This is a genomic window from Psychrobacter sp. 1176_08, assembly GCF_052850615.1.
In genome coordinates this window covers 170,236-186,211 of sequence record NZ_VXCU01000007.1, presented here as the reverse complement: position 1 = coordinate 186,211, position 15,976 = coordinate 170,236, and the positions used below count along the sequence as shown (strand labels likewise).

Annotated in this window: 14 protein-coding genes; 7 read left to right on the top strand and 7 right to left on the bottom strand. The window is 42.1% G+C overall.

Features of this window, described 5'->3' with window-relative positions; all coding sequences use genetic code 11:
- Positions 1-91 precede the first annotated feature (91 nt).
- The gene (gene rpmH, locus FW759_RS10695; protein ID WP_007394757.1) at positions 92-226 is read right to left on the bottom strand and encodes a 50S ribosomal protein L34; all 135 of its coding nucleotides are present in this window, start codon (positions 224-226) and stop codon (positions 92-94) included.
- Between the two features lie 640 nt (positions 227-866).
- Here rpmH and dnaA point away from each other — a divergent pair.
- The 4 genes from dnaA to gyrB all read left to right on the top strand — a co-directional run bounded on the left by dnaA (position 867) and on the right by gyrB (position 8,181).
- Complete coding sequence (gene dnaA, locus FW759_RS10690; RefSeq protein ID WP_062843451.1) at positions 867-2,312, top strand: chromosomal replication initiator protein DnaA; 1,446 nt, start codon at positions 867-869, stop codon at positions 2,310-2,312.
- Between the two features lie 173 nt (positions 2,313-2,485).
- On the top strand, positions 2,486-3,661 hold the full coding sequence (dnaN, locus tag FW759_RS10685) for a DNA polymerase III subunit beta (RefSeq protein ID WP_131395799.1): 1,176 nt from the start codon (positions 2,486-2,488) through the stop codon (positions 3,659-3,661).
- 184 nt (positions 3,662-3,845) lie between these two features.
- Complete coding sequence (gene recF, locus FW759_RS10680) at positions 3,846-5,048, top strand: DNA replication/repair protein RecF (protein WP_443531205.1); 1,203 nt, start codon at positions 3,846-3,848, stop codon at positions 5,046-5,048.
- A gap of 505 nt (positions 5,049-5,553) precedes the next feature.
- Positions 5,554-8,181 carry a DNA topoisomerase (ATP-hydrolyzing) subunit B gene (gyrB, locus tag FW759_RS10675; protein WP_446442982.1) on the top strand — a complete coding sequence of 876 codons (2,628 nt, stop codon included), beginning with the start codon at positions 5,554-5,556 and terminating at the stop codon, positions 8,179-8,181.
- A 145-nt stretch (positions 8,182-8,326) separates the two neighbouring features.
- Here the strand turns inward: gyrB and rlmF are convergent, their stop codons facing one another.
- Together rlmF and FW759_RS10665 are read right to left on the bottom strand one after the other, a co-directional pair.
- A complete protein-coding gene (gene rlmF, locus FW759_RS10670; RefSeq protein WP_131395801.1) occupies positions 8,327-9,349 on the bottom strand; it encodes a 23S rRNA (adenine(1618)-N(6))-methyltransferase RlmF in 1,023 nt (340 codons plus the stop codon).
- 65 nt (positions 9,350-9,414) lie between these two features.
- The gene (locus FW759_RS10665; protein WP_131395803.1) at positions 9,415-10,116 is read right to left on the bottom strand and encodes a LysE family transporter; all 702 of its coding nucleotides are present in this window, start codon (positions 10,114-10,116) and stop codon (positions 9,415-9,417) included.
- 204 nt (positions 10,117-10,320) lie between these two features.
- On the opposite strand from FW759_RS10665, the gene FW759_RS10660 reads away from it, so the two are divergent.
- Together FW759_RS10660 and FW759_RS10655 are read left to right on the top strand one after the other, a co-directional pair.
- Positions 10,321-11,124, top strand: a complete 804-nt coding sequence (locus FW759_RS10660; protein WP_062843456.1) for a crotonase/enoyl-CoA hydratase family protein — start codon at positions 10,321-10,323, stop codon at positions 11,122-11,124.
- Positions 11,125-11,217: 93 nt separating this feature from the next.
- On the top strand, positions 11,218-11,877 hold the full coding sequence (locus tag FW759_RS10655; RefSeq protein WP_446442981.1) for a hypothetical protein: 660 nt from the start codon (positions 11,218-11,220) through the stop codon (positions 11,875-11,877).
- Positions 11,878-11,964: 87 nt separating this feature from the next.
- Here the strand turns inward: FW759_RS10655 and FW759_RS10650 are convergent, their stop codons facing one another.
- The 4 genes from FW759_RS10650 to FW759_RS10635 all read right to left on the bottom strand — a co-directional run bounded on the left by FW759_RS10650 (position 11,965) and on the right by FW759_RS10635 (position 14,714).
- A complete protein-coding gene (locus FW759_RS10650; protein ID WP_062843458.1) occupies positions 11,965-12,402 on the bottom strand; it encodes a hypothetical protein in 438 nt (145 codons plus the stop codon).
- 101 nt (positions 12,403-12,503) lie between these two features.
- Positions 12,504-13,688 (bottom strand): hypothetical protein, encoded by a 1,185-nt coding sequence (locus FW759_RS10645; protein ID WP_446442980.1) that lies wholly within the window; start codon positions 13,686-13,688, stop codon positions 12,504-12,506.
- A 251-nt stretch (positions 13,689-13,939) separates the two neighbouring features.
- Entirely contained in the window at positions 13,940-14,437 is a 498-nt protein-coding gene (locus FW759_RS10640) for a cupin domain-containing protein (protein ID WP_062843460.1), read from the bottom strand.
- A 145-nt stretch (positions 14,438-14,582) separates the two neighbouring features.
- Positions 14,583-14,714 (bottom strand): hypothetical protein, encoded by a 132-nt coding sequence (locus tag FW759_RS10635; protein ID WP_446442979.1) that lies wholly within the window; start codon positions 14,712-14,714, stop codon positions 14,583-14,585.
- Between the two features lie 40 nt (positions 14,715-14,754).
- Here FW759_RS10635 and FW759_RS10630 point away from each other — a divergent pair, with 40 nt between their 5' ends.
- Positions 14,755-15,918: a MalY/PatB family protein gene (locus tag FW759_RS10630; protein ID WP_446442978.1), complete on the top strand. Its 1,164-nt coding sequence runs from the start codon at positions 14,755-14,757 to the stop codon at positions 15,916-15,918.
- The last annotated feature ends 58 nt before the right edge of the window (positions 15,919-15,976 follow it).

Genomic DNA, 15,976 nt, shown 5'->3' with positions numbered 1-15,976 from the left:
ATCAGTGTTCAGTGTGGTAATTGACTATCACTATCGATAGATGACAAGAACACGATAAGCGTTACAGGCCATACGTATCGTAATTTACTGATTATACAGTAAGACGATGACGTCCTTTAGCGCGGCGACGAGCTAAGACCTGACGGCCTTTTTTAGTTGCCATACGAGCACGGAAACCGTGAGTACGTTTACGCTTGATCACGCTTGGTTGGAATGTACGTTTCATAACTCACCTATCAAAATAATGGACTAAATTCGTAATAACGGAGGATTATATCATTCCATAAGGTATTGGTCAATAAAGTAATTTCACTTAGATATTCATCTGACTTTTTGTGTTGGATGAGATTTATCGTTTGATGATTACTGATTACTGATTACTGATTACTGATTACTGATTACTGATTACTGATTAAGTATCCAATTATTTACTCATAGACAACGCTTGTTATTTTATTCAATTTTAGAAGTTATCCACAGTTTACCTCGAACTCTATAATAATAATTTAATTAATATATATAAGTATTGTTGTTATTGGGAGCCATTTTTTCTGTGGTTAACTCTTATTTTTCTTTATTTATCAAAATACTAGGCTATGGGTAAGCCTGTGGATAAGCTGTGGGTTAAATATGGATAACTTAGTATCTGTACTTATCCCCAAAACTATCCACAAGCTTATCCACAAAAAACAAGGTGTTATCCACAGGCTGATTATGGTAGATTAGCGTCCTATTGGATAAACGATTTTATATAGTTTATCAAGTGAACTTTTTGAGTGATTACTTATGGGTAGCGTTCGGGGTTAAGTGATAGCTTAGACCGTTAAAATGCATCTATTATTTAAATTATAGGGTTAATACTTTTCATGATAGACACAGCAAATATCTGGGACAAATGTCTAAACGACTTACGGTATAACGTGAAAGACAATGTATTCACGATGTGGTTGAGACCATTATCAGCACATCAAGAAGCGCAAACGTTGATCATACTTGCTCCTAATGATTATTTTGTCACTTACATCAAAAAAAACCATTTACAAGATATTCAGCAGCTGGTTGCTAAGCACAGTCAAGGAAGTATCGAGGAAGTCGTTGTACGTGTTGATAACGCCGACCGTGATAGAGAAGACAGTAGTCAATCGCAGTCAGGGTCTTTGTTTGCTGAAGATAACCCCTCCCCTACCCTCGCAGATGACAAATTTGAAACCATTCATCACAACAATGCCAAAGCCGATATCGATGCCAACATGCGTCATGCAGAGTTCTCTGACTCTGCCGATGCAAAATCGCTGAGCTATCTAAATCCAGATTTTACTTTTGAGACATTTGTCACTGGTAAGTCTAATAATCTAGCCTACAAGGCGTGCTATGAGCTTAGTAAGCGCCAATCAAAAAATCGGCATAATCCTTTATTTATATACGGACCTTCTGGTTTGGGAAAAACGCATTTAATGCATTCTGTAGCACATCGCTATTTAAAAAATAATCAAAGTTTTTATTATTTCACTTCTGAAAAATTTATTAATCAATTAGTTTATTCTTTAAGAAATAATAAAATAGAAGATTTTAAAAAGAAAATTAAAAAAGTAGATTTATTGATTGTAGATGATATTCACGTATTAGCAGGAAAAACCAAAAGTAGTAATGAGTTTTTGACCTTGTTTGCTGATTTTACCAGTGGTGATAAACAGCTAATTTTAGCGTCTGATCGTCATCCGTCACAAATGACAGAATTTGACGAACGTTTTAGGTCACGTTTTTCTTGGGGATTAACGGTTGCCGTCGATCCACCGGAGATTGACACTCGAGTTCAAATTTTGCAGAAAAAAGCATCTTCGTATGGCATGACCTTACCTAAAGAATGTGCCCTATTCATTGCCCAAAATGTCGTCTCTAATGTCAGACGCTTAGAAGGTGCTCTCAATCAGGTTTTTGCCAATGCCAATCTGACTGGTGCTCAGATTACGCTGGAAATGGTGCAATATGCGCTAAAAGATATTGTGGCTATGCGTGTTCAAGCGGTGAACATGGACAACATCCGTAAGGTAGTCGCTGAGTATTATGATGTGACGGTAAAAGACATCATGGGTCGCAAACGTACGCGCAGTATTGCAAGACCACGTCAAATAGCCATGGCGTTATCAAGAGAACTAACTGGAGATAGTTTTCCTGAAATTGGTCAGTCGTTCGGTGGCCGCGACCACACAACGGTGATGCATGCCTGTGACAAAGTGAATGAGCTGAGACTGGCGGATCCTGCATTTGATAAGGACTACAAGACGCTGGCGCTTATGTTGCAAGCAGGTTAATAGATAAGGGTATCGCTGTATTTTCGTGAAGACAGATGATTTATAATATCGGACATATAAGCACACAGATACCTGATGGATTATCCTTGGTAGACAAGGTATTATTGAGTCACTATTTTATATTTATACAAAGAAACCATTCAAATAAGAGTAACCAATAAGAGTAATTAAGCATGCAATTATCGATTAATCGAGAGTCGTTACTAAAAGCCATTAATTTAATTGCCAAAGCGGCTGATAAACGCCACAACATGGTTATTTTGGGAAATATTAAGCTACAGCTGTCTGAGTCAGCGCTTGTTTTGACTGCCTCTGATCTAGAAGTGGAGCTGACGTCGACATTGAAATTGCCTGCGGGTGCCTGTGTAGAAGCAGGTACAACCACATTGCCTGCAACGAAACTAAAAGACATCTGTAAATCATTACCTGCTCAAGCCCAAATCAATCTTGCCACTCAAGCCAATGAGCGTTGCCTGCTGACCAGTGGCAAAAGTCGTTTTACCTTGGGTACATTACCTAGCGAAGATTATCCAAGTCTGGGCAATCCTGAAAACATCACGCCATTGAATATCAGCCGCAATCGTCTGATAGACTTGATTCATAAAACACAGTTTGCGATGGCGATTCAAGATGTACGTTACTATCTGACGGGTATGTTGTTTGACGTATCACAGCAGCAGTTGACGACAGTAGCCACTGATGGACATCGATTGGCTTTGGCGCGTAGTGTGATTGATGTGAGTGCTGATCTTAATATGCAATCTATCTTGCCACGTAAAGCTGTGATTGAGCTTGAGCGATTGGCTTCTGAGCTTGGCAAAATGCTGGGTGAGCAAGACAATCAAGTCACGCTCAGTTTTGGTCGTGAATTCTTGCAAGTCAGTTTGCCATTTGGTGACGTTGATAGTGCAGGGCAAATCACCCAAAACTTAATGGTGACTTTTACGGCTCGTTTGATCGATGGCAAATTCCCTGATTATCGCCGTGTGATGCCGAGCAATACTGACAAGCTTGCTTTATTCAATCAAGAAAAAATGACAGACGTACTGCGCCGTGTGGCCATTTTGAGTAATGAAAAATCTCGCGGCGTGGTATTTAACTTTGCCAGCGACGGTATGGTTGAAGTAAGAGCCAACAACGCTGAGCAAGACGAAGCGGTCGAAATGATACAAGCAAAATATCAAGGCGAACCAATGGAGTTGTCTTTTAATGCAGCATACTTACAAGACGTTCTCGGCGTGGTCCAAGGTGATATACAAATGCATATGAGCCAATCAAACGCCTCTGTATTGGTCAATCAGTTGAACGATGAATTTCATCAGTATGTCATCATGCCGATGCGTATATAGTGCTCGGTAAATAATATTTGGATTACTGGGAGTTGAGCCATAGAGCAGTCTGCAAGCACTGTATATAAATACTGTGATTTCCATAACTTTATGAAAAATTTTAACTTCCAAAACCTTGTAAAGTTCTTAAAGACAAACTTTTGTATATAAATATAAACTATGTTAATAGGCGGCTGTCGGTATTATGATTGAACGTCTACAAATCTCACACCTTCGTAACCTGACCCAAGTCAACCTACCATCAGCGGCGTGCAATGTCATTATTGGTGTCAATGGTAGTGGAAAAACATCGTTGCTCGAAGCCATATTTTTGTTATCAAGAGGCAAAAGTTTTCGTCATCATCAACCAAAACGCTATATCCAGCATCATCAAAACACTGCAACTGTCCATGCCAAGATCAATGACGGCAGTACTTTGGCTATTCAAAAGCAAGCTGACGCGACGACGATTTTGCGGTTGAACCAAACCACCGTCTATAACCAAAGCATCTTAACCGAGCAACTCCCAACCTTATTAATCGATCCTTCAACCATGGATATGTTAGAGCAGGGTAGTGCCAGTCGTCGGCAGCTGCTGGATTGGTTAGTGTTTCACATGAAACAAGGCTTTCATCCACAGTGGGTAGCTTATCAACGTCTATTAAAACAGCGCAATAGTTTGCTAAAAAAAACACGTCATTTAACACAAGTACAGCTCGCTGAGCTAAGATCTTGGGACAAGGGGTTGAGTAATCATGCTGCATTGATTCACCATTATCGCGAACGCATATTCGAAGAATGGCAGCCTTACTTTGCCAAAAGCATTACTCAATTACTGCCAAGCTATGCTGAACAATTAAGCTTAAGCTATAGTGCGGGCTATGACACCAGTATCGCCCTTGATGTGCAACTTGATGAGCGATTAGAGCAGGACTTACAGCTGGGGTATACTCGTATTGGTAATCACCGAGCGGATATTCATGTGCATTGGCGCTCTCATGGTTCAACGAAGCTCAATGATGCTCTAATCAATGAGAAGATAGATACTGATGTGAATAAAGCGTTGCCAGTCTTAAAAGAACAAGCAGCAAACGTGCTGTCTCGTGGTGAAAAAAAGCTGCTGATTACCGCGCTGCGTTTGTCACAACTACCACTACTGTTAAATAACGCAGACTCAGATTTATCTACTGGCTATGCCACCTCTCAAATCACACCAGTGGTGTTGTTAGATGACATCACTGCCGAGTTAGACAATAGAGCGATACATATTTTATTATCGACATTATCGAAGCTACCATGCCAAGTATTCATGACCAGTTTGACCGATGATATTGTGCCATTGGTACAGTCGTTATGGTCAACTCCGAACGTGTTTCACGTGAAACAAGGTCAAGTATTTTTATCTTAATGTGCCTGCTTTTTCCTATCTATCGTGTATTTCATACATGTCCCAAGACAGCCTATATTCATACCATTCCTTCTAATAATATTTACCATTCTTAAAGACAGGTTTAATAGCCATAAAACTGCCAGTAAACAGTGACTTAGAAGCAAAAAAATGCTAAAATACGGCTTTATTTTTGTCCTGTTTTCAGCAAGTTGTTTGATAGCGTTATACAGATATTTTTTATTGGCCAGAAATTTTAAGTGATTGATAAACATGCTTTTTATTTCTTCTGTTTTGGCATTGTTTTATTTTAAGACAAAACCACTAACATTGGATAAACGAGAGATCAACTTAAGCTTTTTAAGCTCGTCAAATATCTTCTATAGTTTTGGCTAATAGCCTCTAAAAAATAACCCCTATCAAAATTTTTGACTATAAAAGTTAAGTCTAAAATAACGTTATGAGGCGTCGCCGTAGTGGTGCGTTAATGACAGACGGCTGATTATGGCTAGATTAAGGAATGCACATGAGTGATTCATTACCTACAGAGCACCAGCAACTGACATCAGACAGCGTTGCCGAAACGACTGCACCAGCTGCGGTTTCTGAAGGATTACCCTCTGATTATAGCTCCAAAGATATTCGTGTATTGCGTGGCTTAGAAGCAGTACGCGTGCGCCCTGGTATGTATATCGGTGATACGGATGATGGTACTGGTCTCCATCACATGGTCTTTGAGGTAGTGGACAACTCTATCGATGAGGCGCTTGCTGGTCATTGCGATCAAATTGACATCATTATCCATGAAGACGAATCGGTTAGTGTGATGGACAATGGTCGCGGCGTGCCCGTCGATGTCCATCCAGAAGAAGGCGTGTCAGCAGCACAGGTCATCATGACAGTTCTTCATGCTGGTGGTAAGTTCGATGATAACAGCTATAAAGTATCAGGTGGCCTACACGGCGTTGGGGTATCGGTTGTTAATGCCTTGTCGAAAAAGCTTGAGATGAACATCTGGCGTGAAGGCTATCATTATCATCAAACTTACACTGATGGTGTGCCAGACGCAGATATCCAGCAGATGGAAGCCACGGACAAAACGGGTACGCAGATTCGTTTTTACCCAAGTGCTGACGTCTTTACGGGTACTATCTTCGAGTACGATATTTTGGCCAAGCGTTTGCGTGAGCTGTCGTTCCTAAACTCAGGCGTGCGTATTGTTTTGACCGACGAGCGCATCGATAAGCGTCACGAGTTCGAGCATAAAGGCGGTCTATTAGAGTTTGTCAGCTATATCAATGCTGGCAAAGATGGCGTCAATGAAGTGTTTCATTTCAACAGTGAACAAGATGATGGCATCAGTGTCGAAGTCGCGCTGCAGTGGACAGACACTTATAACGAAAAAGTGTTGTGTTTCACAAACAACATTCCACAGCGCGATGGTGGTACGCATCTATCAGGTTTCAGATCTGCACTAACACGCGGTCTAAACAGCTATATAGATCGTGAAAACTTGTTCAAAAAAGAGAAGGTCGTCGCGACTGGCGATGATGCGCGTGAAGGATTGACCGCCATCGTGTCTGTCAAAGTCCCTGATCCAAAATTTTCAAGTCAGACCAAAGACAAGCTGGTGTCGAGCGAAGTAAAATCGGCGGTTGAATCGGCGATGAGCGATAAGTTCAATGACTACTTGTTAGAAAACCCAAGTGCGGGTAAAGCGATTGCTAATAAGATTCTTGATGCGGCTCGCGCTCGTGATGCAGCTCGCAAAGCGCGTGAGATGACGCGCCGCAAGACCACATTAGATATTGCAGGGCTGCCAGGTAAATTGGCGGATTGCCAAGAAAAAGATCCGGCATTGTCAGAGCTATACATTGTGGAGGGTGACTCAGCAGGTGGGTCAGCCAAACAAGGCCGTAGCCGTAAAACTCAGGCTATCTTACCCCTAAAAGGCAAAATCCTAAACGTAGAGCGTGCCCGTTTTGATAAGATGTTATCGTCTGCTGAAGTGGGTAACTTGATTACTGCGCTTGGGTGCGGTATTGGCCCTGATGAATACAACCCTGATAAAGTCCGCTACCATAAAATCATCATCATGACCGATGCCGATGTGGATGGTTCACACATTCGTACCTTGCTATTGACCTTCTTCTTCCGTCAAACGCCTGAGCTGATCGAGCGTGGTTATGTTTATATTGCACAGCCACCGCTTTATAAAGTGAAAAAAGGTCGTCAAGAGCTGTACCTAAAAGACGATGAAGCGCTTAAAGCCTACTTGTTGTCATCGACTATTGACAATACTAAGCTACATATCAGTGCTGATGCCCCTGCGATTACTGGTCAGGCGCTCGAAACACTTTTAAATGACTATAACCAAACGCAGCTGATTAAAGCGCGCTTGCAGATTCGTTTCCCAGCGGTGATTTTGGATGCCTTAACGCATACACCGAAGCTTAGTACAGACATGACTTATGACAAGTCTGCCATGCAGGCTTGGAAAGACGCCATGCAGACTCAACTTGATGCGTTTGGTAGTGATCTAAGTCCTGAGATTGAATTGGTCAATATTCATGCGCCTCAGCCTGAGAACATGGATGCCGCTGCCGCAGATTTGCTGGGTATGACATCAGGCATGGCCAGTCTAGAGAAAGCCGATTCAGACACGGAGACTGGTAACGAGGCGCTATCTGCAAAAGCGCAGTGGCTACCACGTGTCACCGTCTATGTGCATCAGTTGGCGCATCATTATCTGCTCGATTCTAGTTTTATCAATTCAGGCGAGTATAGCAAGCTACTGCGTTTGTCTGCGGAGTGGAACACCTTGTTAGAAGACGATGCCTTTATTCGCCGTGAAGCCAGTGCAGGCACGACCAAAGATATCCCCATCCGTGATTTTGATTATCTCTGGCAGCAGATGATGCTCGATGCTCGTCGTGGTTTAGCCATCCAGCGCTACAAAGGGCTAGGGGAGATGAATGCTGATCAGCTGTGGGATACGACAATGGATCCTGAAAACCGTCGTATGCTGCGTGTCACTATCGAAGACGCTATCGCTGCTGACCATATGTTCACTTGCTTAATGGGTGATCATGTTGAGCCGCGCCGTATCTTCATCGAAGAGAATGCATTGACGGTGTCTAATCTAGACATCTAAGCATCGCTTACTGGCATTTAAAATAAAAAATACCGCTTTCTTCATAAAAGCGGTATTTTTTTGTTTCACGTGAAACTTTGCTTATAACTTATAAGTTACAACTTTTTGTTTCACGTGAAACTTAGGCAAAGAGTATTTTTAGTAGTTACGCTTCGTCAGTATTGAAACGCCATGCCAAAACACGCGTGTTTTTTTGACCTTGACTCATCTCAATAATGCGCATTTGAGCTACATCCAATTGTTTGAGTAATAGCTGCAACGGTTTCACGTTTTCAGATTTTGAGACCAAAGTGGTAAACCAGCCAACGTGCTCTGCAAAGTTTTGACTCTCTTTTGCCATTTTTGTCAAAAAAGTAATCTCGCCGCCTTCACTCCAAAGCTCTTTATGCTGACCACCAAAATTGAGGTTTTGCGCCGCATTGCCTGATTTGGTTGAATGACGGCTTATTTGCTCGCTTTCATTTTTGCCGCGATGTCGTTGCAGGTTATGCTGCTTACGGCTATTGGCTTCCATCGCTTCTTCGAGTGACGCATGAAAAGGTGGGTTGCACACGACCACATCAAAGTAATCTTGACGACCGATGATATTTTTAAAGATAACCTTAGGTTCAGGTTGCAGCTTTACTTTTACCGCGCTTTTTAGCTTTGGGTTGGCCTCGCAAATAAGCGCTGCTGTGTTGACCGAAACGGGATCGATGTCACTTGCGGTAAAGCGCCAGCCGTAGCTTTGGCTACCGATGATGGGATAGATGGCACTGGCACCAGTACCAATATCGAGCGCATGGATCTCTTTACCAGTAGGCGGTGTATTATCGTCATTGACGTGCGTGGTTTGCGCCAGTAGATCGGCAATGTAATGGATATAATCCGCGCGTCCTGGGATGGGCGGACACAAGTAGCCTTCAGGAATGTCCCAAAACTTAACACCATAATAGTGCGCCAATAGTGCCTTGTTAAGGACCCGTACGGCTTGGTGGTCAGAGAAATTAATCGTCGGCTCACCCTTTGGATTGGTGATGGTGTGATCGGCAAGCTCAGGCAAAGCGCGGGTCAATACCGCAAAGTCATAGCGACCCTGATGCGGGTTGCGCGGATGCAGCTGACCGAGTTTTTTAGCCGTAGAAGGCGATCGATTTCTGTGTTTTTGGTTTGAAGGCTGACTTGTCATAGTGTGGGGCTTTGATATCTGAATATAATCAACCAGTTTAGCAGATTTCACAAAAAACTGATGGCTTATCGGCTACGTAAAATAAGATTTAATCCCAATACAATCATCGCTGATCCCAAGACGCGGTCTATCCAATGCTCGAAGCGCTGAAATCTTTGGTGAATGGCAGGAATAGATAGCAACATGACGACTGCGCTGAACCACGCCATCTGCAACACCATCATCCACACGCCATAGATAGCCAACTGCCATAGCGGAATATCGGGCGATAACACCAGCGTAAATATGGCAACAAAATACACGGGCGCTTTTGGATTAAACACATTACAAAAAAAGCCACGACGTAAAATAGCAAAGGAAGTTTCTGTATTTTCTGCTCTGTTAAACGACTTTTTGGTCGCGACATTCTGGTGAGACGGTACTGGTTGTGAAACGCTCGCGTCTGCATCTGCCGAATGGACTAAATTAGATGGTTTTTTGGGTTTGGCCCTAATACCTTGCCAACCGAGATAAATCAGATAGCCACCGCCTAGCCATTTAATCGCGGTCAATAGTGGCTGCGAATGGGCAATGATCGTTGCCAGTCCCAGCACCGAATAAATGACATGTATGCCTAAGCCAAACGTGATGCCAAGACTACATATCAAGCCAGTGCGCCGACCCTTTGCTAAGGTTTGTTGCGAGACCAAGACAAAATCAGGGCCAGGCGAGGCAGCTGCGAGCAAGTGAACGCTGGTGATAAGCAAAAAACCGTGCCAAAATTCCATAAAGTGCTCTAAATGACGTCTTGATTGGCTAATAGTTGCACTTATCGCAAAGGATATCAACCGCTATTCACGTGCCTCTTTATGAACCACGACCGTCATAAATCCACGCGTTGCTGCTTGTGTTCTAAAGCAAGGGTGCTATATTAAAAACACAGTGAGAATCACTGCCTCACCCATTACGTGAATTTTGACAAGGATACAGTCATGACGACGGACAGCAATACCCATACCGACAACCGCATCACCTACGAGACGCAGGGTCACATCTGCCTAATTGGTCTTAATCGTGCCAGTAAGCGCAACGCGTTTGACAGCCATATGATTCAGCAATTATCCGACGCACTCACCCATTACGAGCATGACAATGACCTACGCTGCGCGCTTATCTTCGCACATGGCGAGCACTTCACCGCCGGTCTGGATTTGATGGAGCTACAAGATAAGTGGGACAAAGGCGCGTTTGAGTTTGATCACGATCAAATCGATCCGTGGGGCATCAGTGGTCAATTACGCAGCAAACCTGTGGTCGTTGCGGTACAAGGCACTTGCTTTACCGCTGGTATCGAGCTGATGCTTAATAGTGATGTGGTCATCGCAAGTGACAACTGCAACTTTGCCCAAATGGAAGTGCTGCGCGGTATCATGCCGTTTGGTGGGGCGACGGTCAGGTTTGTACAAGCCGCTGGCTGGCAAAAAGCCATGCCGTATCTGCTTACTGGTAAGCCGTTTAACGCGCAAACGGCGGATCGACTCAATCTGATCAGTGAAGTGGTCGAAAATGGCACTGAATACGAGCGCGCACTCACGATTGCCAAAGAGATCTGCCAAGCGGCCCCACTTGGTGTGCAAAGTCTACTGTCGTCAGCACAAGATGTGAGTCGTAGCGGCATCGGCGCGGCATTGGCCAATATCCATAGCTATCTGCCAGATCTGTTTTATTCAGAAGACGCGCGTGAGGGTGCGATGGCGATGGTTGAGAGAAGGGAACCTGAGTTTAAAGGTAAGTAGCGCAACCATCGCTTGTGATATATGAAGCTAATATTTTAAGATTGCACGATTTTATTACTATGCTAAAAGGGCCACAAAGGCTAACGACCACTTATGACTGATCATTTTTATCTACTATTATTTTTGCTGTTTTTGACTTTTATGCTCAGCTTGTCAGTGGTCATGTTCCTAAAATCCATTAACAAAGAAGGTGGCCTGTCAGATATTTTGCGCAAAAAATTACAGCGCTGGCTACCTTTTGATTTTATGGAAGGTCGCTTCAACATTGATAGGCCAGAATATGTTGGCTTACGGCAAGTCTTGAAACATGGCTTACGAGAAGATTATTTTTATATCAATATCGCTACAAAGAAGCACTTTGTAGAGCTGAAAAATTATATTGCTGTCAGAGAAAAAATCGGTTTTTATGAAAAAAAATGGCGCTTTACCCTTTGGGTGATACCTGCCGTGCTGATGGTTTGCATACCGTTACTGCCATTGCAGAATGGAGTGGATAAATATGTGATGCTAGTGCCTTTGGCGTTGCTGTTCTTTTCGATTCATAAGCTAAAAGCCATGCCTTATCGGGATGAGTTCCTCGCTATCCAAAAGAGAATGTTGCAGCAGATATATAACGCCGTGTTTGATGACAATCGCTTTGATAGTATTGAGTTAGCCGTCAAATTAAGGAAAGTGAATAAGGTACAAGTCTTATCCAATTATTATGAGCTAGAAGCGATTGTCGATCAGATGAACGTAAAAGGTGTGGAGTAGGATAGGGTTTAGACACTAAACTCAACCTTTTCATTTGTCGAAAATTGAACCATTATATCGATAAGTTGATTAGGCTTAATTTTATGCTCAACCATTTACAATTATATCTATAATTTCCTTCTGAACATATGGGAGGTACTCTTCATAAAACGTAGCTGGCCGTACATTTGTTAATTTCCCTTCATCTTCAGGAATATTGATTTCGAAGCTTGTCTGATGTAACCAATTGACTCTGATAAACAAGCTATTCCAGTTTGATATATCAGTACTGTCATATTCACCAGACTGCAAACATTGTATAAAGCTCTTTGTTACTATTCCTATGCCTTTAACTTTTATATTTCGAATGTATCTAGGGCTTACACCTTTAAGATAGATAATATCACCTACTTTGAGGTGAGAAACAGCCTCATACAAATCTTTAGAATTATTTTCATTCCAGCCAATTATAAACTTACCTTCTTCAAAAAAAACACCTTTCACTTCTTGGTTATTCCATTTTGAACCTGCACCATAAATCGCCATAAATATAGACTCTTCTAATTAATTATACTAGTAATATAGTCTGTAATAAGATTGAATAATAATATCGTTTTTAATTCTCAAAGAATTTTTTATACATACATTTACCAGTCCATATTAGCTGATTGGTCGAATTGATAACATAGATGTTTAATAAAGCTTTCCATGTCTTCGGTTGAAGTCATTGCTCTAGCATATGCCCCGTCACTTGCTAGAGTAAGAATCGTAGGTAAACTACTATCCATAACATAATGCATGGCAGATTTAAGCTCAGATAGCCATAAGTGACTGATAAAATTTTCGAGCAATAAAATGACTTCATCTTCATCAAATGAAAGATCAACAAACAGTGAGAATTTATTTTTTCCTACTTGATTAGGCATAATTACAGGAATAGCACCAATGTTTGAATGAAACATGAATGTCTCGCCATTTTTACCAAATGCCCCATGAGCAATAAAATTTCTAAGTTGTCGTCTAATAAATATTAGCTCATCAAAAAAAATCTTATTTTGAGGAATATCAATATTTATTGCATTTTTGTATTTTACCTGCCATTCAGCTCCAACTAGGTTAGCTACCTGTTTTCCATTACCTATACTTTTCGTAATAATACTTAAATGTACAAATAGATGTTCGGTCCAACTAAAAAATGCCTCAATTGCTGAAGTGGCTAACCAATTTGCATTTTGACGAAACTCTGCGGTTGGGAATTGGATTATAGTTGCTTCACCATAAGATGTTTTTTGAGTTTGCTTGTTAATCTCATCTTTTCTTTTGGTAGCTTCTAGTTGCTGGGTTTTATATAAGCTTATTAAATATTTGTATCTTGCAAATAGTTCTGAACTATTATTTCTAACACTTAGTTTAGAATCCTCTACAGCTTGAGACGCTAGCCATTCAAAATAAGGTTTAGCTACTTTAATTCCTTTTTGAATACTCCTTACTATTTTTTGAGCATCTATCTCATCCGTTTCTAAATTACTTGCAAACACACCAACACCAAATTTACGGTGTTCGATTAGAAAGGCTTTGCCCTTAAAGTCTATAGGAATTGACCATGAGATCTTTTCAAATTTGCCTAAGTTTCTAAAATTCAGTAAATCATGTAAGAGAAAATAGACAAGATAATATGGTGGTAGCGCTCTTCCTGCTTCTGTGCGTTTAGCCTCGAATAAAAAATTTCTATCTGCTTTCGTTTCTTTAGTTGCAGGCTTAACATCACCTAACACTAACAATGCTCTCTGTCTCATTAACTCAAGATCATCAGGTATATTAAATTTTGACATTCCATTACTACTCCATAATATTCTAATTAGTGTATGTTAGCGATAATATAGTTTATGAAATGTAAATCACTAAATTTTCAAATGATGGCTTATATTTTATCAACTATTTTTGTGTGCTCTTATTATAAGCGCTACAGTTCGTAAATTTAATAATTAATATATCAGGGGCTTTAAGGCGAGTTTCAGCCTCGCCACGCCTAGATAAGCAGATAACAGCGGATGGCAGGATTGGCTACTTTCTACTACACAGTTCAAACCTTACCCAAGTCCTCAAAATCCACATACTCTTTTTTGCCATGAATGTTGTACATTTTGCGGTCAATTTCTGGATACAAGGTAATGTCAATCGGTGGCCTACTACCGCCCATCAAGTAAGTGGCATCGGCATTGCTGTTATTACGCATCGAGTGCGCCGCGCCATGTGCAGGGAAGCCCACAAAGTCACCAGCACGCAATTGATAATGCTCATCGCCATAGCGCAGCGACAGCTCACCTGACAGCACATAAATGAACTCATCGGATTCCTCATGATAGTGGTGCGTCGTCGTCTCATCGCCTGCTTCCACGCGTACGAGGTGCAAGCCAAACTTCGTGAGACCGACGATGTCGCTGAGCGAAACCGTATGGCGAATGGCGTGCTCATTGAACTGATGGACGTGTTTGGTCTCGGGCGTGTTATCGATATCAGACTTGGTTAGGACGTAAGCGTGCGTATCCTTAGGCGGCTTTTGGTCAGGTAGGGTCATCATCTGTCTCCGTGATTGATGTTTTGAGTGTACCTCACTATGAGCCAGTCGTGCTAGGTGTCAAACGTGGTAAAAGAGAGGTGTCTCAGTAGCATGGTGATATAGTCAATTCACTTTAAAAAGCGATACAAAGCTGCTGGGATACATTTTACGCCGCCTCTGTCAGCGCAGACACAGCAAGCAAGTAAAATTTATACCAATAGCGAATCAAGATTGATTTATCGATTTTATTTTGAGATGACGATATACCCATAAAGCGATTGGTTCTGACGGCGCTCATGTTGTACCCTAAGAGATTATTTTTGTGTGAGGAGAGGCCAGTGTTATACAACTTTGATGAAGTCATCGACAGACGGGATACAGGATCGGTCAAATGGCACTACAGCGATGACACAATTCCGCTATGGGTGGCGGATATGGACTTCAAAGCGGCTGCGCCTATTTTACAGTCGATTGAGCAAGTCACGCAGTATGGCATATTGGGATATACCAAACCCACCGAGGCACTATACGAGGCGATTATTGACTGGCATCGCAGTCGTTATAACTTGCAGCTGGACAAAGACAACATCTTATTTTCCCCAGGGGTGGTGCCAAGTTTGGCGCTGATGATGCATGTCTTTACCGAGGTAGGGGACGCGGTACTGATCAATGATCCCATTTATGCGCCGTTTATGAGTAAGGTTGAACAGAATAGTCGCACGCTTGTGACCTCAGCGCTCAAAGACGTTGAGGGACAGTATCGTCTGGATTTGGCAGATATCGAAGCCAAAATCACCCAGCATGACGTCAAGCTGTATTTATTGTGCAATCCGCACAATCCGGGCGGGCGCGTATGGACGGCTGAAGAGCTTGAAGCGATTCTGACCTTGTGTAAAAAATACAATGTCGCCATCGTCAGCGATGAGATCCATCAAGATTTGACCTTGAGCGGACACACATTCACGCCTTTATTAACGCTCGCAACAGGTTATGAGCACAATGTCATGAGTCTGACCTCAATGACCAAGACCTTTAATATCGCTGGTATCAAAGGCTCGATGATATTTGCTAAAGATGAGGGACTAATCAAAAAAATCAGTCAGCAGCAGCACTTAAACGATGAGTATGAGCTGAATTTGTTTGCTTATACAGCGATGCGTAGCGCGTATGGGCAAGGTGGCGCATGGCTCACGCAAGCGCTTGAATATATTGAGGCCAATATTGATTTGACCGTGCGATTTTTAGAAGAGTATTTACCTGATATTAAAATCATGCGTCCAGAAGCGTCTTATCTGATTTGGCTGGATTGCTCTGCGTATGCCAAAGACGATCAAATGCTCTATGACACGTTGAGAGCCGCCAAGGTTGAGTTAAATGCAGGGATCAAATACGGTCAGGAAGGGCATCTTAAAATGCGTATCAACGTGGCTTGTCCCAAAGCGCTACTGACAGAAGGGTTAAATCGTATTTATCAAGCGTTAGAGAACAGCAGCAAGCATTGATAATACCAACATGAGAGCTGGGTACTACTTTTATTTTAGATGAATGAAAGCCATAAAA

Bases quoted from the DNA above. Each gene is read 5' to 3' on its own strand.
- rpmH (WP_007394757.1), bottom strand. From the start codon at position 226: ATGAAACGTACATTCCAACCAAGCGTGATCAAGCGTAAACGTACTCAC.
- dnaA (WP_062843451.1), top strand. From the start codon at position 867: ATGATAGACACAGCAAATATCTGGGACAAATGTCTAAACGACTTACGG.
- dnaN (WP_131395799.1), top strand. From the start codon at position 2,486: ATGCAATTATCGATTAATCGAGAGTCGTTACTAAAAGCCATTAATTTA.
- recF (WP_443531205.1), top strand. From the start codon at position 3,846: ATGATTGAACGTCTACAAATCTCACACCTTCGTAACCTGACCCAAGTC.
- gyrB (WP_446442982.1), top strand. From the start codon at position 5,554: ATGAGTGATTCATTACCTACAGAGCACCAGCAACTGACATCAGACAGC.
- rlmF (WP_131395801.1), bottom strand. From the start codon at position 9,349: ATGACAAGTCAGCCTTCAAACCAAAAACACAGAAATCGATCGCCTTCT.
- FW759_RS10665 (WP_131395803.1), bottom strand. From the start codon at position 10,116: ATGGAATTTTGGCACGGTTTTTTGCTTATCACCAGCGTTCACTTGCTC.
- FW759_RS10660 (WP_062843456.1), top strand. From the start codon at position 10,321: ATGACGACGGACAGCAATACCCATACCGACAACCGCATCACCTACGAG.
- FW759_RS10655 (WP_446442981.1), top strand. From the start codon at position 11,218: ATGACTGATCATTTTTATCTACTATTATTTTTGCTGTTTTTGACTTTT.
- FW759_RS10650 (WP_062843458.1), bottom strand. From the start codon at position 12,402: ATGGCGATTTATGGTGCAGGTTCAAAATGGAATAACCAAGAAGTGAAA.
- FW759_RS10645 (WP_446442980.1), bottom strand. From the start codon at position 13,688: ATGTCAAAATTTAATATACCTGATGATCTTGAGTTAATGAGACAGAGA.
- FW759_RS10640 (WP_062843460.1), bottom strand. From the start codon at position 14,437: ATGATGACCCTACCTGACCAAAAGCCGCCTAAGGATACGCACGCTTAC.
- FW759_RS10635 (WP_446442979.1), bottom strand. From the start codon at position 14,714: ATGAGCGCCGTCAGAACCAATCGCTTTATGGGTATATCGTCATCTCAA.